Annotated in this window: 14 protein-coding genes; 9 read left to right on the top strand and 5 right to left on the bottom strand. The window is 40.8% G+C overall.

Annotated features, from left to right (window positions below):
* Window positions 1-49: 49 nt before the first annotated feature.
* The 5 genes from pepT (at window position 50) to ABFU83_RS05320 (ending at window position 11,059) form a co-directional block, all read left to right on the top strand.
* Window positions 50-1,291 (top strand): peptidase T, encoded by a 1,242-nt coding sequence (pepT, locus tag ABFU83_RS05340; RefSeq protein ID WP_347069458.1) that lies wholly within the window; start codon window positions 50-52, stop codon window positions 1,289-1,291.
* 6 nt (window positions 1,292-1,297) lie between these two features.
* On the top strand, window positions 1,298-1,873 hold the full coding sequence (locus tag ABFU83_RS05335; RefSeq protein WP_347069457.1) for a DUF1801 domain-containing protein: 576 nt from the start codon (window positions 1,298-1,300) through the stop codon (window positions 1,871-1,873).
* Window positions 1,874-2,062: 189 nt separating this feature from the next.
* Window positions 2,063-2,653, top strand: coding sequence for a tail fiber protein (locus ABFU83_RS05330; RefSeq protein ID WP_347069455.1), 591 nt, complete (start codon window positions 2,063-2,065; stop codon window positions 2,651-2,653).
* A 68-nt stretch (window positions 2,654-2,721) separates the two neighbouring features.
* Complete coding sequence (locus ABFU83_RS05325) at window positions 2,722-3,864, top strand: ABC transporter substrate-binding protein (RefSeq protein WP_347069454.1); 1,143 nt, start codon at window positions 2,722-2,724, stop codon at window positions 3,862-3,864.
* Window positions 3,865-3,889: 25 nt separating this feature from the next.
* Window positions 3,890-11,059, top strand: coding sequence for a T9SS type A sorting domain-containing protein (locus ABFU83_RS05320; RefSeq protein WP_347069453.1), 7,170 nt, complete (start codon window positions 3,890-3,892; stop codon window positions 11,057-11,059).
* A gap of 304 nt (window positions 11,060-11,363) precedes the next feature.
* Here the strand turns inward: ABFU83_RS05320 and yajC are convergent, their stop codons facing one another.
* From yajC to ABFU83_RS05300, 4 genes are all read right to left on the bottom strand, one after another.
* The gene (yajC, locus tag ABFU83_RS05315; RefSeq protein ID WP_136401195.1) at window positions 11,364-11,648 is read right to left on the bottom strand and encodes a preprotein translocase subunit YajC; all 285 of its coding nucleotides are present in this window, start codon (window positions 11,646-11,648) and stop codon (window positions 11,364-11,366) included.
* A gap of 7 nt (window positions 11,649-11,655) precedes the next feature.
* The gene (locus ABFU83_RS05310; RefSeq protein ID WP_300490266.1) at window positions 11,656-12,114 is read right to left on the bottom strand and encodes a DUF1573 domain-containing protein; all 459 of its coding nucleotides are present in this window, start codon (window positions 12,112-12,114) and stop codon (window positions 11,656-11,658) included.
* Window positions 12,115-12,133: 19 nt separating this feature from the next.
* On the bottom strand, window positions 12,134-13,081 hold the full coding sequence (nusB, locus tag ABFU83_RS05305) for a transcription antitermination factor NusB (RefSeq protein ID WP_347069452.1): 948 nt from the start codon (window positions 13,079-13,081) through the stop codon (window positions 12,134-12,136).
* 87 nt (window positions 13,082-13,168) lie between these two features.
* Complete coding sequence (locus ABFU83_RS05300) at window positions 13,169-14,272, bottom strand: Glu/Leu/Phe/Val dehydrogenase dimerization domain-containing protein (RefSeq protein ID WP_136401193.1); 1,104 nt, start codon at window positions 14,270-14,272, stop codon at window positions 13,169-13,171.
* 199 nt (window positions 14,273-14,471) lie between these two features.
* Between ABFU83_RS05300 and ABFU83_RS05295 the strand changes: the two genes are divergently transcribed.
* From ABFU83_RS05295 to ABFU83_RS05280, 4 genes are all read left to right on the top strand, one after another.
* Window positions 14,472-16,220 (top strand): ABC transporter ATP-binding protein, encoded by a 1,749-nt coding sequence (locus ABFU83_RS05295; protein WP_347069451.1) that lies wholly within the window; start codon window positions 14,472-14,474, stop codon window positions 16,218-16,220.
* A 72-nt stretch (window positions 16,221-16,292) separates the two neighbouring features.
* Window positions 16,293-16,667, top strand: a complete 375-nt coding sequence (locus ABFU83_RS05290) for a PUR family DNA/RNA-binding protein (protein ID WP_136401191.1) — start codon at window positions 16,293-16,295, stop codon at window positions 16,665-16,667.
* Between the two features lie 131 nt (window positions 16,668-16,798).
* Complete coding sequence (locus ABFU83_RS05285; protein WP_347069449.1) at window positions 16,799-17,488, top strand: response regulator transcription factor; 690 nt, start codon at window positions 16,799-16,801, stop codon at window positions 17,486-17,488.
* Window positions 17,489-18,856 carry a HAMP domain-containing sensor histidine kinase gene (locus ABFU83_RS05280; RefSeq protein WP_347069448.1) on the top strand — a complete coding sequence of 456 codons (1,368 nt, stop codon included), beginning with the start codon at window positions 17,489-17,491 and terminating at the stop codon, window positions 18,854-18,856.
* 101 nt (window positions 18,857-18,957) lie between these two features.
* Here the strand turns inward: ABFU83_RS05280 and ABFU83_RS05275 are convergent, their stop codons facing one another.
* Window positions 18,958-19,950 (bottom strand): AraC family transcriptional regulator, encoded by a 993-nt coding sequence (locus ABFU83_RS05275; RefSeq protein WP_347069447.1) that lies wholly within the window; start codon window positions 19,948-19,950, stop codon window positions 18,958-18,960.
* Between the last annotated feature and the right edge of the window lie 30 nt (window positions 19,951-19,980).

Here is a 19,980-nt window from a genome sequence, read left to right as displayed (position 1 = left end):
CTTCATTTTAATGAAATAGTCGTACTTTTGTGTATCTAAATATTTTAAAATGCAACATATTATTGATCGTTTTATCAGTTATGTAACTGTTGACACCGAATCTGATCCGAATTCCGATACCACTCCAAGTACAGCCAAACAATGGGATTTGGCCAATCAATTAGTTGAAGAGTTAAAAGCCATTGGTATGGAAGAGGTAACCATCGACGCCAATGCGTATATCATGGCTACCCTACCGAGTAATGTGGAACACGAGGTACCGACTATCGGTTTTATTTCACATTTTGATACCACTCCCGATTTTACCGGAGCGAATATCAAACCACAGATCGTAGAAAACTACGACGGAAAAGACATTATCTTAAACAAAGAGCAAAACATTGTATTATCGCCAGGTTACTTTAAAGATTTGTTGCAATACAAAGGACAAACGCTTATCACTACCGATGGAACGACGCTTTTAGGAGCCGACGATAAAGCGGGAATTACCGAGATTGTAACCGCTATGGAATACCTGATCAATAATCCGGAAATCAAACACGGAAAGATTCGTATTGGCTTTACACCGGATGAAGAAATTGGTCGTGGCGCGCATAAATTTGACGTTGAAAAATTTGCTGCCGACTGGGCGTATACGATGGACGGAAGTCAGATTGGCGAGTTGGAATATGAAAACTTTAATGCTGCCGGAGCCAAACTAACTTTTAGCGGAAAAAGCGTTCACCCGGGGTATGCGAAAGGGAAGATGATCAACTCAATGTTGTTGGCCAACAAATTCATTTCCAAGTTACCGAAACACGAAACGCCACAGGAAACCAAAGGTTACGAAGGCTTTTTTCACGTAACCGGAATTAACGGTAGTATCGAAGAAACGAAAGTAGAATTGATTATCCGTGATCACGACCGTAAAAAATTCGAAAAACGCAAAAAGACCGTTGAAAAAATCGCGGCCAAGATCAATAAAAAATTCGCAAAACAATTCGGCGGACCGATTGTTAGCTGTGAAATTAAAGACAGCTACTACAACATGCGTGAAAAGGTAGAACCGGTCATCCACATTGTAGAAGTTGCTGAAAAAGCGATGAAAGAATTGGGTATCAAACCGATCATCAAACCGATTCGCGGGGGAACCGATGGTTGTCAGTTATCGTACATGGGACTACCCTGTCCGAATATCTTTGCCGGTGGTCATAATTTCCACGGAAAATACGAATATGTACCGGTAGAAAGTATGCAAAAAGCGGTAGAAGTTATCGTAAAAATAGCCGAACTAACGGCCGAAAAAAAATAAATCCAAGTGGATGAAAAACACAAATGGGACAAGGTAAACCAATGGGAAGAAGAGCTGGATTATTTAAAAACCATCCTACTTCAGACCGAACTGGTCGAAACCACCAAATGGGGCGGCCCGACCTATACCTATAACGGCAAAAACGTATTGGGTATTGGTGGATTTAAATCCTATGTCGGCATTTGGTTTTTCAACGGAATCTTCCTAAAAGATCCGCATAAAGTTTTGGTTAACGCCCAGGAAGGCGTTACCAAAGCTTTACGCCAATGGCGCTTCCAATCGAAAACCGAAATGGACGAAAAACTGATTTTACAGTATGTCCAGGAAGCCATTGCAAATGAAAAGGCCGGTATCCATTTTAAGCCGGAAAAAAAAGAAGCGTTACAATCGGAATACCTGCAACAGCAATTAGCACAGGATTCGAATCTACAAAATGCTTTTTCTCAATTTACCCCATATAAACAAAAAGAATTCATCGAATATATAGCTACTGCTAAGCAGGAAAAAACCAAATTAAATCGGTTTGAGAAGATCAAACCTATGATTTTGGCAGGTATAGGACTAAATGATAAATATCGTTAAGATTTCTTAAATTAACCTAAAACCTTTAAAATAAAGATAATATCTTTTTTATTTGTTTAACAAAATATCAAAATATTATTAATTTTATTGCATTAATGCAATCATCTTACAAAAACACGTAATTTTACCTAATATTCATTCTCTGTGTTTGTCTAGTTTTGTATAAACTTAACCACAAAATTTATATTTATGGAACAAATTATTGGACAAATCCAGGCTTTCGGATTTGGTTTCGCACCTGCACAATGGGCATTTTGTGATGGACAGATCATGTCAATCGCGCAAAACACAGCATTATTTTCTCTAATCGGAACTACTTTTGGAGGAAATGGACAAACTACATTTGCTTTACCTGACTTAAGAGGGCGTTCTATTGTTCACCCAGGAACAGGACCAGGTTTAACAAACATCCAATGGGGACAATCCGGAGGAGCTGAATCAATTACTTTAACAACCTCTAACATTCCACCTCACGTACACCAATTAGTGCCGGGAACAGGAGCAGGTCAGGTAAATATTCAAACGGTAATTCATACTAACCCTGGAAATCCAACCAACGAATCCGACAACGGAGGCAACAGTTTTGGTACAGGTGGAGCTGCGCCAAACACCTATAGCGAGCCGCCATTTAGTGGTGCAGATAAAGTAGGAAATATTACTACGTCTATTAGCGGAACTACCGGTATTACCGGAAGTGGTTTACCGTTTTCGATTCGTAGTCCTTATTTAGGAATCTATACCAGCATCGCATTATACGGTATTTTCCCTTCTCGTAATTAACGAAAAGTAAACAGTTAATTTCTATAGGAGAGGATGAACGTATTCTTCCTCTCCTATTATTATTTTACATGAGTATACCAACAAAAATAGGAATCCTGATCCCGCAGTCCAAACAGTATAAAACCTTGGACAGGGATTTTATTCGTGGTATCAAGCTGAACAACCTAAACGTTCAATATTATGTTGAAAGTATCGGAATCGGCGCCAACGAACAATTGATCATTGATAAAATCCAGAAGCTTTATTTCCAGGAAGGCATCAACATTATTATCGGTTTCTTCGGACATCACAATATGCAACGCGTATATGAATATGCTTCCGATAACGACATACTGTTACTGGCTTCCGATATTGGCGCTACGGTACCCTATGCAATGAAAAAGCAAAAAGGTATCTGCATTAACTCGTACGGTCTGACCGAATCCTGTTATCTGCTAGGACAACACTTTTCGGACAAACAATACGATAAAATTGCCAGTTCCACTTCGTATTACGATTCGGGCTACGGAATGCTATCGGCTATGGAAAACGCTTTAAACAAAAGTGATATTACCATTTCCGGACATTATATCACGCCTTTTTATCCGCGTGAAAATGAAGCGGAATGTATGCAACTTACCTTAGAGCATTATAATCCGGAAGTTGTTTTTGCCTTTTACAGCGGTTTATATGCCGAAGAAAATGCTTCTTTTATCAATCATAACAAAGTTTCCCAGAAATACACCTTTTACACCACTCCATTCGCCATAAACGAAACCATCGTAAACGAATACCAGAACAACAACCTGCCACTCTATGTAGTGGCTTCGTGGTTTGAAAACTTTGCCCGTACTTCCGATTGTACTTTTCACGAACAGTTTAAAGCACAATATGACGAACCGGCAAGTGTATTTGCGATGTTAGGTTATGAAAACGGAGCCGTATTGGCTAAACTTCTTGAAACAGTTGATCAAACAGATACCCGTACCCTTTTACAGTATATCAACACGATACAAGTAGAAGGCCCACGAGGCATGATTCAATTCCATCCGGAAACGAATCGTACAAAATTTGATCATTACATATACAAATTGGAACGTCACTCCGACGATCAGGTATTTTTCGACCGTGTAGAGACACTTGTAAACGAAGGACACTTTATCGAAGAAGTAACGCAACAAGAGATGCCCCCAAAAATCGGTGGATGGCAAAATGCCTATTTATGTCATTAAAATTTAACCTCAATTATTTATTCACATGAAGCAGAGATTACTCGCAACCCTCGTATTTCTCTGTACATTTTTTGTACAGCAGAGTACCAAAGCGCAAACCCTCGGCCCTGGAGACATCGCCTTTATCGGCTATGATTTCGGGACAGTCGATGGATTTTCATTTATTGCGCTCAAACCCCTTCCTGCCGGAGAAACGATTTACTTTTCCGAACAGGGTTGGACAGCAACAGGCTGGGCCACAAATACGGAAACCCACTTACGATGGGTTATCCCTTCTACGGTGCCTTGCGGAACGATTATTTCGATAATCGAAACTGGGCCAGATTCTTTTACCGTAACCGGTACTTCCGGGGTAACTATCGCTCTAAATTCGAACTTTAACCTATCGGCTGGTGACCAGATTTTGGCTTACCAAAGTACTAGCGGTGTAGCGCCAGCAAACCCTATCTTTATTGCTGGTGTTCACGGTGACTACAACAATACGAACTACGACCCGGTTACAACCTGGAATGCTTCAAACGAAGCCGGTACAGCCGAAAGTATTGTTCCTACAGGACTTACCAATGGTGTAAACTGTATTTCGCTTTTCCCGGCTCCGGGTCCTGAATCTGCTAATAACAAATATACAGGAACCTTAACCGGAACAGCTGCGGCATTAAGAGCCAGTATTAACACGGCTGCTAACTGGGCACATAACGGATCCAATACGCTTGGTATTACACCAGCAGGTTATGCCACGCCAAACGTTAACTGTACTGTAATTGTAAACCCAACGGTTGTTACAACTGCAGCAACCAATGTTGGAGCTGTAAAAGCTACTTTAGGAGGTAATGTAACAGCCGACGGTGGTGCAACTGTTACTGAAAGAGGAATTGTTTGGGCATTGGGTGGAAACCCAACTACATCCGACAATAAAGTAACTATTGGATCTGGTACCGGAGTTTTTAGCTCTGTAGTAGCAGCGTTACCAGCAGCTACTACGATTCACGTAAGAGCTTTCGCTACGAACTCGAACGGAACAGCTTATGGAAATGACCTTTCTTTTACAACTGGTACCGCTTTAGGTGCCACATCATCATTCACTACTGTTTCTTGTAACGGTGGTGGTAACGGTACTGCTACAGTAGTAGCTTCCGGTGGTGTAACACCATATACCTATTCATGGGCTCCTTCAGGAGGTACAAATGCTACTGCTACTGGTTTACCAGTTGGCGTTTACACTTGTACGATTACTGATAACGAAGGAACTTTTATTACTCGTAGTGTAACAATCACACAGCCAACAGCGATGTCGGCAGTGACTTCAAAAACGAATGTGAGCTGTAATGGTGGTGGTAATGGTACCGCTACAATAGTTACTTCAGGAGGTACTCCTCCTTATACCTATTCATGGGCTCCATCGGGAGGTACAGCTGCAACAGCAACCGGTTTATCGGTAGGAAACTATACAGTTACCGTTACCGATGCTAATGCATGTACGATCACTCGTGGTTTCACGATTACACAACCAACAGCTATGGCGGTTACCACTTCAAGAACAGATCTTACCTGTAACGGAGGTTCAAACGGTATCGCTAGTGTTAACGTAACCGGAGGTGTTCCTCCTTATACGTATTCATGGGCTCCATCAGGAGGTACTGCTTCTATGGCCACAGGTTTAGCTGCTGGTACATACACTTGTACCATCACCGATTCAAATTCATGTACGGCAACAAGAAACTTTACAATCAGCCAGCCAACGGCATTAGTAGTTACTGCATCTTCACAAACGAATATTGCCTGTAACGGAGGATCAAACGGTTCGGCTACTGTAGCTGTGTCCGGAGGTGTTCCTGGTTATACCTATTCATGGGCTCCATCTGGTGGAACAGCTGCAACAGCTACTGGTTTAGCAGCAGGTACCTATACCTGTACCGTAACCGATGCAAATGCTTGTACGAAAACTCAAACCTTTACTATTACACAACCGGCTACTTTTACTGCTACCAGTTCCTTTACTTCCGTTTCCTGTAATGGGGGTTCTAACGGAACTGCAACAGTAGTTCCTTCAGGAGGAACCGGACCGTATACGTATTCATGGGCTCCATCAGGGGGAACAGCGGCAACAGCTAGCGGTTTAGCTGTAGGGGTTTATACTTGTACCATTACGGATGCGAATGCATGTAGTATTACAAGATCAGTTACCATCACACAACCGACAGCTCTAACTTCTACAGCATCTACTACAAGTGTTGCTTGTAACGGTGGATCAAATGGTGTTGCTACGATTAACGTTTCTGGAGGAACTGCTCCTTATACCTATTCATGGGCTCCATCTGGTGGAACAGCAGCAACAGCTTCTGGTTTAGCGGTAGGAGTTTATACCGTTACGGTTACCGATGCGAATGCTTGTACTTTAACAAGATCATTCACAATCACGCAACCAACGGCTTTAACGGCTACTACTTCTTCTACAAATGTTGCTTGTAATGGTGGTACTAACGGTACTGCAACGGTTAACGTTTCAGGTGGTACTCCGGGATATACCTATTCATGGGCGCCTTCAGGAGGGACCGCTGCAACAGCTTCTGGTTTAGTTGCAGGTACTTATACCTGTACCATTACGGATGCGAATGCATGTAGTATTACAAGAACATTTACAATCACACAACCGGCTGCTTTAACAGCTTCTGGTTCTACCACAGCTGTTTCTTGTAATGGCGGTGCCAACGGTACAGCTACTGTAACACCTTCAGGTGGTACAGGACCTTATACTTACTCATGGGCTCCTACAGGAGGTACAGCAGCTACCGCTACTGGTTTAGCTGTGGGTGTATATACCTGTACGATTACAGATGCTAATGCTTGTACTACTACAAGATCAGTTACCATTACACAACCAACCGCTATGGCCATTACCACTTCCAGAACAGATCTTGCCTGTAACGGAGGTTCTAATGGTATCGCTAGTGTTAACGTAACTGGAGGAACTGCTCCATATACCTATTCATGGGCTCCGTCTGGAGGTACAGCTTCAATGGCTACAGGACTTGCAGCCGGTACTTATACTTGTACAATCACCGATAACAATGGTTGTACAGCAACAAGAAACTTTACAATCAACCAGCCAACGGCATTAGCTGTTACTATATCTTCACAAACGAATGTTGCTTGTAACGGAGGAACTAATGGTTCGGCTACTGTTAGCGTAACAGGAGGTGTTCCTGGTTATACCTATTCATGGGCTCCTACAGGAGGTACAGCTGCTACCGCTACTGGTTTAGCCGCAGGTACTTATACATGTACTGTAACCGATGCTAACGCTTGTACTAAAACACAAACAGTTACCATCGTAGCACCAAATGCAATAACTGCCACTACTTCATCTACCAACGTTTCTTGTAACGGTGGATCGAACGGAACAGCTACTGTTGTTGCTGCAGGTGGTGTTGGACCTTATACCTATTCATGGGCTCCTACAGGAGGTACAGCTGCTACCGCTACTGGTTTAGCTGTGGGTGTATATACCGTTACGATTACGGATGCGAACGCTTGTTCTATCACTAGATCAGTTACTATTACACAACCAACTGCTATTACCGTGACTACTGCTTCGACTAACGTTTCTTGTAACGGTGGTTCTAACGGAACAGCTTCTGTAGTTCCGGCTGGTGGTGTTGCGCCATACACGTATTCATGGGCTCCGTCAGGAGGTACAGCTGCTACCGCTACTGGTTTAGCTGTGGGTGTATATACGGTTACGATTACAGATGCTAACGCTTGTACTACTACAAGATCAATCACCATCACGCAGCCTACTGCTATTACAGCTACTACTGCTTCGACTAGCGTTTCTTGTAACGGTGGATCGAATGGTACAGCTTCAGTTGTTGTTTCAGGTGGTGTTGGACCGTATACTTATTCATGGGCTCCATCGGGAGGTACAGCTGCTACTGCTACTGGTTTAGTTGCCGGTACTTACACTGTAACTATTACGGATTCAAATGCATGTTCAATCACTAGATCTATTACTATCAACCAGCCTACAGTTTTAACGACTACTGCTTCTTCCACAAGTGTTTCTTGTAACGGTGGATCAAATGGTACTGCTACTGTAGTTCCGGCAGGTGGAACAGGACCTTACACGTATTCATGGGCTCCATCAGGAGGTACAGCTGCAACCGCTACTGGTTTAGCTGTGGGTGTATATACGGTTACAGTTACAGATGCTAACGCTTGTACAGCTACAAGATCGGTAACTATTACACAACCTACCGCTATCACTGCTACAACTGCTTCAACTAACGTTTCTTGTAACGGTGGTTCTAACGGTACGGCTACTGTAGTTCCGGCAGGTGGAACAGGACCTTACACGTATTCTTGGGCTCCATCAGGGGGTACAGCTGCTACTGCTACTGGTTTAGTTGCCGGTACTTACACTGTAACCATTACAGATGCTAATACTTGTTTTATAACAAGATCAATCACGATTACTCAGCCTAGTGCTTTAGTAGCTACAGCTTCGGCTCAAACTAACGTAGCTTGTAACGGTGGAACTAACGGTTCGGCTACGGTTGCTGTAACAGGTGGTGTTGGACCATATACATATGCTTGGGCTCCTACAGGAGGTACTGCTGCTACCGCTACTGGTTTAGCTGCGGGTACTTATACTGTAACGGTTACCGATGCTAACGCATGTTCTACTACACGTTCATTCACGATTACACAACCAACTGCTTTAGTGGCTACAGCTTCGGCTCAAACTAACGTGGCTTGTAACGGTGGAACTAACGGTTCGGCTACTGTTGCTGTAACAGGTGGAACAGGTGCTTACACTTACGTTTGGGCTCCTACAGGAGGTACTGCTGCTACCGCTACTGGTTTAGCTGCGGGTACTTACACTGTTACGGTTACCGATGCTAACGCATGTTCTACTACACGTTCATTCACGATTACACAACCAACTGCTTTAGTGGCTACAGCTTCGGCTCAAACTAACGTAGCTTGTAATGGTGGAACTAACGGTTCGGCTACTGTTGCTGTAACAGGTGGAACTGGACCATATACATATGCTTGGGCTCCTACAGGAGGTACTGCTGCTACCGCTACTGGTTTAGCTGCGGGTACTTATACTGTAACGGTTACCGATGCTAACGCATGTTCTACTACACGTTCATTCACGATTACACAACCAACTGCTTTAGTGGCTACAGCTTCGGCTCAAACTAACGTGGCTTGTAACGGTGGAACTAACGGTTCGGCTACTGTTGCTGTAACAGGTGGAACAGGTGCTTACACTTACGTTTGGGCTCCTACAGGAGGTACTGCTGCTACCGCTACTGGTTTAGCTGCGGGTACTTACACTGTTACGGTTACCGATGCGAATGCATGTTCTACAACGCAGTCATTTACAATTACACAACCAACTGCTTTAGTGGCTACAGCTTCGGCTCAAACTAACGTGGCTTGTAACGGTGGAACTAACGGTTCGGCTACTGTTGCTGTAACGGGTGGAACAGGTGCTTACACTTACGTTTGGGCGCCAACAGGTGGAACTGCTGCTACCGCTACTGGTTTAGCTGCGGGTACTTACACTGTTACGGTTACCGATGCGAATGCATGTTCTACAACGCAGTCATTTACAATTACACAACCAACTGCTTTAGTGGCTACAGCTTCGGCTCAAACTAACGTGGCTTGTAACGGTGGATCTAACGGTTCGGCTACTGTTGCTGTAACAGGTGGAACAGGTACTTATACTTACGTTTGGGCGCCAACAGGTGGAACTGCTGCTACCGCTACTGGTTTAGCTGCGGGTACTTATACTGTAACGGTTACCGATGCGAATGCATGTACAACTACACAGTCATTTACAATTACACAACCAACTGCTTTAGTGGCTACAGCTTCGGCTCAAACTAACGTGGCTTGTAACGGTGGATCTAACGGTTCGGCTACTGTTGCTGTAACAGGTGGAACTGGAACATATACATATTCATGGGCTCCAACAGGAGGTACTGCTGCTACCGCTACTGGTTTAGCTGCGGGTACGTATACTGTTACGGTTACCGATGCGAATGCATGTTCTACAACGCAGTCATTTACAATTACACAACCAACTGCTTTAGTGGCTACAGCTTCGGCTCAAACTAACGTGGCTTGTAACGGTGGAACTAACGGTTCGGCTACTGTTGCCGTAACGGGTGGAACAGGTGCTTACACTTACGTTTGGGCTCCAACAGGAGGTACTGCTGCTACCGCTACTGGTTTAGCTGCGGGTACTTATACTGTAACGGTTACCGATGCGAATGCATGTACAACTACAGAGTCGTTCACAATTACGGAACCAGGTGCTACTACCGTAACGGCTCAACCTACCAACAGTACGATCACTGCTGGTGGAAATGCTACGTTTACAGTAACAGCTACAAATGCTACTTCTTATCAGTGGCAAATGAGTACTAATGGTACAACTTGGAATAACATTAGTAATGGTGGTACAAACCCTGTTGTTTCTGGTGCTACAACCAATACATTAACATTAACAGGAGTACCGGCTTCTTACAACGGACACCAGTTCCGAGCTGTTGTTGCTAACGGTACTTGTGCTTCTGTGAACTCAAATGCAGGAACATTAACTGTAAACAACCTTGTGATCACTGCGGTTAACGATGACTTCTCTGCGAATCCGGTAGTAAATGCTACAGGTGGTGTTGCAGGAGATGTTACCGCGAATGACCTTTTAGGTGGTGCGCCAGTTAACGACAATGCTATCACAATCACTTTAGTTAACAATGGTGGATTAACCGGAGTTACTATCGATGCAAACGGAAATGTAAACGTACCGGCTGCTTCAGCTCAGGGAACCTATACATTAACGTATTCAATCTGTGAGATTGCTAACAGCACAAACTGTAGTACTGCTACTGCAATTGTGGTTGTTGCACCTCCAATGGGTGTTGCCGATTTCAACGCAGCTTCTGTAAGTATCTTCCCTAACCCGGCAGTTACAACAGTAACCATTAAAATGATGAATAACTACTCTAATGCAAGTGTAACGGTGTTCGATATGAACGGACGTCAGGTAATTCGCCAGAACTTACATAATGAGGAAAGCAGCATCAATGTTGACCAACTTGAAGCAGGAGTGTATATCTTTAACATCGTAACCGATCAAGGTAAAACGACGAAGAGAGTAATCAAAACGAATAAATAATTCCTGATTCGATTTTATAAAAGAACATCCGCCAAATGGCGGATGTTTTTGTTTTTGGAGGTTGCATACGCTATTTATAAGCGCAAATAAACCTGCTCTTAACCGGACCAGGTTTCTATACATAACGCTTATAAACCTGTCCGGTTTTACTACAAATAAAATCTTACTTTCACTATAAACAATCTCTCAATCCGGATAAGCTCCATTCGTAATAGAAATAAACCCGCTCTTCAAACCTGTCAGGTTTTACTAAAATAGAAAAGGCAACTCGATGAGTTGCCTTTTTGTTTTATTGTAAAAAGAATTATTTCGCAGCGTTTACTTTCTGACTTAATTCCATTGAAATAGCCGAACGCTCCATTTTGATTTTTCCAGCCATAGTTTCCACTACAATTGAATCATCATATAGTTCAGCGATCTTTCCGTGGATACCCGCTTTGGTAACGATCTTATCACCTACTTTAATATTACTTTCAAATTCTTTCTCTTTCTTCTGACGGGTTTGTTGCGGGCGAATCATTAAAAAATACACCACAACAAACATTAATATAATCGGTAAAAAACTTCCTAATTGTCCTAATTGTTCCATGTTAAAATTATTTTGCTTTTGGAGTTACATCAGCTTTAATGGTTACTACTTCGCTACCTTTAGCTGTATTGGTAGTTAAAGTTACGGTTTTTTGTTGTTGTCCTGGTTTTCCGGAAGAATCGAACGTTACTTTCATTGGAGCCGAAGTTCCCGGTTTGATCGGTTCTTTTGGCCAATCCGGTACCGTACAACCACAACTTCCTTGTGCATTCACGATGATCAAATCAGCTTCTCCTTCATTACTAATTGTAAAAACGGTTTCTGCTTTATCCCCTTCATTAATGGTTCCGAAGTTATGTTCTTCTTCGTTGAATTTAATTACCGGTAATTTTCCAGATGCTTCGTTGTTTTTAGCAGCTGCTGCTACACTGGCATCATCAATTTTTTCGGATGCATTTTCTTTTTTACAAGAAGTTGTTAGCACTAAAGTTGCAATGGCTAACATTCCAAGAGTTTTGTTAATCATATTCGATTTTTTTACAATTTTACATTAAACCTCTTCCGGTTTTTATCAGTCTGTTGTCTTTTTGATAATCCTTTACCAGATTATCTAAAATTCCGTTGATAAAAATACTACTTTTTGGAGTAGAATACTCTTTTGCAATTTCTAAATATTCGTTAATTGTAACTTTTACCGGAATCGATGGAAATTTAAGAAACTCACAGATGGCCATTTTCAGGATAATCGCATCGATTTCCGCAATACGTTCCGCATCCCAGTTTGGTGTTTTGTCTATAAATTCTTTTGTTAATTCCGGATTGTTCAGAACAGTTTTACGAAACAGGTTACGTACAAATTCCTTATCATCGGCATCTTTGTATAGTTTTGAAACGTAAAATGAGTCCGGATCACTACTGTTCTTAATTTGTTTCAACTGTTTTTGGATCGCTGTATTCACCAATGGAATATCGTCAATCCAGGTTAGTTTGTGATCTTCCAGATAATCGTATAACTTTTCGTTTGGTGCGATAATTTCGGTAAAAATATCAACCACAAACTGCTGGTCTTCTTCAAACGTATTCACATTGTTGCGCATATACGTGTCGTACAACTTACTCTTTTTAATCGCATCCAAAAGGATCAGAATATAGTCGTCGTTATTTTTCCAGTTAGTGATCTTGCGATCTTCCAATGCAATACTCAGGGAATTATTCTCAGAAAGAATATCCAGTACCGCATTATTGATAAATTTTTTATTCGGATTGCGTTCTTGTTGAGTAGCCAGGTGTTTTTTACTCGATTTATCGATAAAATCTTCTTCTGCTTTTTTGATTTCCACCAAAGAAGAGAGCATTATTAAATATAAATCCTGAATATTTTCGATACTATGAAACAGGAATTTTTCTTCCTTTTCAAGATTATCGGAACCGTTTTGATGCATTGCATAAATGGATTGCATCACCTTTACACGAATATGTCTTCTGTTTAACATCCTGCTGATAAGAACTTTTAAAAATTAAAGAAGCGAAAGAACAATCTTTCGCTTCGCAAAATTAAAAAATATATTGTTGGAAAACTACTACTTCGCGTTTTCTTTTTTACGGGCATCGATACGCTCCTGTGCCATTCGCATAGCAGCCTGGTGTGTCGTAATGCTATTTTCTTTGGCGTAGTTAAAAATATCCAATGTTGTATTGAAGATATTTTCGGTTCTGCGCATTGCTTCTTCTTTACCGTATCCGGCAATTTCACCATATACATTGATAATTCCACCAGCGTTAATCAAGAAATCCGGAGCATATAAAATACCTCTTTCCTGTAATCTCGCTCCGTGGATGTTTTCAACTGCTAACTGGTTATTTGCTGCACCAGCGATAACTTTTGCTTTGATTTTTTCGATAGTATCATCGTTAATCGTAGCTCCTAATGCACATGGTGCATAAATATCTACGTCTGCACTATATAAATCGCCACCGTTAAAAACCTGAGCACCATATTTAGCACCTACTTCCTGTAGACGTGCTTCGTTGATATCGGTAATTTGTACTAAAGCACCTTCTTTGCTGATTAGTTCCACTAAAGTTTCCCCTACGTGTCCGATACCTTGTACTAAAATTCTTTTTCCTTCCAGGTTATCCGTACCAAACTGGTATTTTGCAGCCGCTTTCATCCCCATATAAACACCGTAAGCTGTTACTGGCGAAGGATTTCCGGAACCACCTCTTGATTCTGAAATTCCGGTTACATAAGGCGTTACATCACGGATAAGATCCATATCGGCTGTTGTTGATCCTACATCTTCCGCAGTAATATATTTTCCGCTTAAGGAATTCACAAACTGACCGAATTTTGTGATCATTTCCGGAGTTTTATCCACTTTGGAATCTCCGATGATAACCGCTTTACCACCTCCAAGATTTAACCCGGAAATAGCTGATTTAAAAGTCATACCACGGGAAAGACGTAAAACATCGTTTAAAGCTTCCCACTCATTTGTATATTTCCACATTCTCGTTCCTCCTAATGCAGGTCCTAAAACTGTGTTATGAACACCAATTATTGCTTTTAAACCAGTATCTTTGTCGTGACAAAATACGATTTGCTCATGATTATCAAATGAAACCTGCCCAAAAACCGGGTCGATTTTATGAAGCTCATTAGCACTTGTAACTTCTGTTATCATGTTTTTTTTTATTTTGAGGTTGAAATTTATTCAAAAATAGACTGCTAAATTACACTTATATTCAGAATAATTCAACACAAATCGTTTTTTTTAATTATTCAATAATAATTATTTTTAAAAACAACTTTGAAAATCATCATCAAAAACAATCCGATTTTAACAGAATACAAAACAATAAAACAATCTACAGGATTAAAAAATGAAAGAACTTCAATATTTAAACAAATACTTCATCAAATATAAATACCGATTTTTAATTGGTATTATTATCACAATCGTAGCGCAATTCTTTACCTTATATACTCCAAAACTGGTTGGAGATTCGATCAAGGCACTGGAAAACAGCAAACTGAATCCCGATACGGTACGTCAACTCCTGATGGAAAACATCATTCTCGTTATCGTTACCACGTTAATTGCCGGTTTCCTTACTTTTCTGATGCGCCAAACGCTGATTGTGATGTCGCGTCATATCGAATTTGACCTTAAAAATGAAGTATTCCGACAATACGAAAATCTATCCCAGAATTTCTACAAAAAAAACAGAACCGGTGACCTGATGAACCGTATCAGCGAAGACGTTGGTAAAGTCCGCCAATATGTTGGTCCGGCTGTAATGTATTCCATCAATACCTTTATACGTTTTGCTGTAGTAACGGTACAGATGTATATTATTTCACCGGAGTTGACCCTATATTCGCTACTACCCTTACCGATTCTGGCGTACAGTATCTTTAAAATCAGCTCCGAAATCAACAAGCGAAGTACGACCTACCAACAAAACCTTTCCAAACTGTCCACGTTCACACAGGAAATGTTTTCCGGAATCCGCGTAATTAAAGCCTATTCCATCGAAAACGAAAAACAGGACGACTTTACGGCCTTATCACACGAAAGTAAAGACAAAAACATGCGCCTGGCTAAAGCCAATGCCTTGTTTGGTCCGTTAATGATCCTATTAATCGGAGCCAGTAACCTTGTTGTCGTATATGTTGGCGGAATGATGTATATTAACGGTAGTATTCCGGATATCGGTGTGATCGCACAATTTATCCTTTATATCAATATGCTAACATGGCCGGTAGCATCATTAGGATGGGTATCATCAATGATTCAGGAAGCCGAAGCCTCACAAAAACGAATCAACGAATTCCTTAAGATCAAACCGGAAATCCAGAATACCGTACCGGAACATACCCCGGTTAATGGTGAAATCACTTTCGAAAATGTGACCTTCACCTACGAAGATACAACTATTACGGCCCTTAAGAACGTAAACCTACAGATCAAAAAAGGTCAAACATTAGCCATATTAGGAAAAACCGGTTCCGGTAAATCCACGTTACTTTCATTGATCAGTCGTTTATACGATGTTAACGAAGGTGCTGTAAAAATCGATGATAGCGACATCCGCGACCTAAATCTGTTTGATGTGCGAAATCATATCGGCTTTGTCCCTCAGGATGCTTTTCTGTTTTCGGATACGATTAAAAATAATATTAAATTTGGAAATGAAGAGGCAACCGATGAGGAAGTAATCGATGCGGCTAAAAAAGCGGTAGTTCATAAAAATATTGTCAAATTTAAAAACCAATACGACACGGTTTTAGGCGAAAGAGGGATCACTTTATCGGGGGGACAAAAGCAACGGGTATCGATTGCAAGAGCGTTGATTAAAAATGCTCCTATCCTACTTTTGGACGATTGTTTGTCGGCAGTGGATACGGAGACGGAAGAGGCAATTTTAAACAATTTAATGGATTTTTGTAAAGATAAAACTACAATAATCGTTAGTCATCGGGTATCTTCTGCTAAAAATGCCGATCAGATAATCATCCTGGACAACGGAAAAATAATTCAGCAAGGAACTCATAATCAACTGGTAAACCAGGACGGGTACTATAAAGATTTGTACTTTAAGCAACTTTCGGAAAAAGAATTACAATAAATGTTGGTTTTTTTGGTTTTTTTTTAGATTTTTGAGTTCTACTTAACACCATAAATTATTGACTGAAGGATTATGAGAGAAAATGAAATGTTAGAAAAAGAAGAAATTTTTTCTAAAGTTTTACGCGCAGGAAGAAGAACGTATTTCTTCGATGTGAGAGCGACAAAGGCTGATGATTATTACATTACGATTACAGAAAGTAAAAAATTCACCGAAGATGATGGCTCATTCCATTTCAAGAAACACAAAATTTATTTATATAAAGAAGATTTTGCCGCTTTCAAAGACATCTTAAACGAAATGACTTCGTATGTATTAAATCATAAAGGAGAGGAAGTAATTTCAGAAAGACATCAGAAAGACTTTAAAAAAGAGTATTTTTCTGAGAAAACAGAAGAGGGCACATCTTCCGGAAGTTTCACTGATATTGACTTTGACGACATTTAATATTGAATAAAACAGTACACTATCAAGCCTGAAAATAAGATTATTTTCAGGCTTTTCTTTTTTATGACCATGGTTTTCTATCGTTATAAAAGTTTACTTTTGTTATAGTCAACCAGTAAGTCCAGACGAATATGCCGAAAATTTTAATTGTTGAAGACGATACCCGCGTAGCCGAATTACTCAAAAGAGGATTGGATGAAGAAGGTTTTGATACCCAACTCGCCTACGATGGCGAAATGGGAAAAAAGCTTTCCCTATACAATACCTACGATTTGGTAATTACCGATATTATTTTACCGAAAATCAGCGGAATCGATTTGTGTCTTTCGATACGCAAAAGCAATCCCGGTCTCCCGATTATCATGCTGACAGCTTTAGGTACAACCGACGATAAAGTGGATGGATTTGATGCCGGTGCCGACGATTATCTGGTGAAACCATTTGATTTCCGGGAATTATTGGTACGTATCCGGGCGTTACTCAAACGAAGTAATTCGGCGACCAATTATACCGATAAACTTACCTATCAGGATCTGGAACTCAATTACAACACCAAAACCATTCGACGTGTCGGTAAAGAAATCAGTCTGACACCAAAGGAATTCAAACTCCTGGAATATATGATGCAGCATGCCGAACGGGTGCTGAGTCGTACCGAAATCGCTGAAAAAGTTTGGAACACCCATTTTGACACCGGGACAAATTTTATTGACGTCTATATCAATTACCTCCGAAAAAAAATAGACAAGGATTTCGACAACAAACTAATCCATACCAAATCCGGAATGGGCTTTATTTTAAAACTGGAAAGCGATACGTAGATGACCATACAAAACCGACTGAGTTTATTGTTTACTTTTCTAACAGCATCCATATTATTGGTTTTTGCGGTGATTATCTATGTCACAAGCGAAAAAAACCGGGAAAATACGTTTTACCGAACGCTTCATAAAGAAGCACTCACCAAAGCCAATCTGTTTTTCAAAGCCAAAATCGATACCAAAACCCTTCAGGCAATTTATACCAATAACCGTTCCATCATAAACGAGGTCGAAGTCGCAATTTATGATGAGCATTACAAACTTTTATACCATGATGATGCGAATATTGACGTGGTAAAAGAGAATACCAAAATGCTGAATTCGGTTTTAAAGAAAAAAGAAATCCGTTTTTACCTTGACAAATGGCAGGCCATTGGTATGCGATACGAACATGACGGAAAAAATTATATTATCATGGCCGCGGCCTACGATTTGAATGGATATCATAAAACCTATATCGCCAAAAGGAATATCCTGATCGTATTCCTGTCGTCGATAATTTTTATTTATATCATGGGGCGTATTTTTTCGCGTAAAGCCATGTTGCCTATGACCAATATTGTGGCCAATGTAAAAGAAATATCGGCTACCAATTTGGATTTGCGGGTACAACTTCCCAAAAACAAAGACGAAATTGCCGAACTGGCGACCACTTTTAACCAAATGCTCGACCGACTGGAAAAGTCATTTGACGCGCAAAAAGATTTTGTATCGAATATTTCGCACGAATTGCGGACACCGCTAACGGCTATGCTCACCGAATTACAATTATCCACCGGAAACCCGCGTTCCAACGACGAATACCGGAAATCGATTGACAATGCGATTAACGACGCTCAGAAACTGGTTCGTTTGTCCAATAGTTTGTTGGATTTGGCCAAAGCCAATTACGATCAGACCGAAATTGTCCAGAAAGAAATCCGATTGGACGAAGTGTTATTGGATGCCCGAAACGATGTACTACATAACCAACCCGAATTTAAAGTGAACCTTATCTTTGAAAAAGAAATTGAGGACGACGATTTTATTTCGGTAAAAGGAAATGAATATTTGTTAAAAGTCGCTTTTATGAATCTGATCGAAAACGGCTGTAAATTTTCGGAAGCCAAAGAAAGCACGATAGCGATAACTTACTTTAAAGACAAAACGATTATTCGTTTTCAGGATAACGGAATCGGAATTGCTCCAGACGATCTGCCGAATATTTTCACCCCATTTTTCAGAGGCGATAACAAAGGATTTGCCAACGGAAACGGAATTGGACTTTCGCTCACTCAAAAGATCATTACGCTACATAACGGTACAATATCCGTAGTCTCCGAACCCAACGAAGGAAGTACTTTTACGGTCGAATTACCGCATGTTTAAAACAGGTTGTATACAAAGTATTATCCGTCACAACAACATTTAAAATTTAAAATCCAACATTCAAAATAACACAAACCTCTTTTCTCTTGTCTCTTTCTTCTTTACTCTAAAATCATCTTCCCCGGCGTAATTCCAAATTTTTTCCGGAAAGCGGTAATAAAGTGTTGCACATATTCGTATCCGCAATAATCCGCCACCTCGGCGATAGTACGCTTCTGATCCAATAAAAGGTATTTTGCTTTTTGCATCCGCAGCTCGTGCAAATAACCAAAAACTGTTGTATTAAAAACTTCCTTAAACCCTTTTTTCAACTTAAAATCGTTTAGTCCCACCTCGTGCGCCAACTCCACCAACGTATACGGATTACTGATATTCTGTTCCAACAACGTCTTGGCATAATATATCTTTTCGATATCCTGCGCCTTCATCGACTGCTTTTTTTCGGACGACTGTTGTTCCAGCTGCGCCACCTGTAACATAAACAACTCAATTGCCTTCGACTCGATAAACAACCTTTTCAGCAAACCGGAATGCTTACTGTTGAGGATCTCTGAAATAATCCGATTCATTTGCGGCGTAATACTCATATTCTGCTTACTCGCCATCGTCATCGTACCCTTATCCATAGCGGAGAAAAAAGCCTCCATGCTCGAATTTTCAATACTCGAAAAACGCCTAAAATAGTCTTCCGTAAAATGAACCTCAAAAAAATCATTGGCTTCATTTTGCTTTTTAAAATTAAAGAAGCCTTCGAAATCTTTTGCATACATCAGATTGTGTTCTTGCGGTTTAAAATGGAACAACTCGCGGGATTGCTTGGTTGTAGCCATACTGTTTCCGGTGAGTGCAAAATGCATTTCCACCACCGAGTAATTACTCTCCACTTTTAATGAAATATCTTCTTTGACACGCGTTTGTCCTTTTGTGATATGAATCCCTTCAAACCACAAATCCAGGATATCGGAAGAACCGAATATCGGATGTTCTATCGAAATTCGCTTCTCATTATACGCTTCTTCGCTTTTAAAATTCAGAGGCAGTTCCCGTTCCAAAAGTATATCGTTTAGATCGGTATTGGTAATCGTCATTTTCATAAATAATCCGTTTTGAGTAATTGATAATCC

The sequence above is a fragment of the Flavobacterium sp. WV_118_3 genome (assembly GCF_039778605.1).
GTDB lineage: Bacteria > Bacteroidota > Bacteroidia > Flavobacteriales > Flavobacteriaceae > Flavobacterium.
The sequence above is the reverse complement of the archived record's forward strand: the minus strand, read 5'-3'. Positions and strand labels throughout refer to the sequence as shown.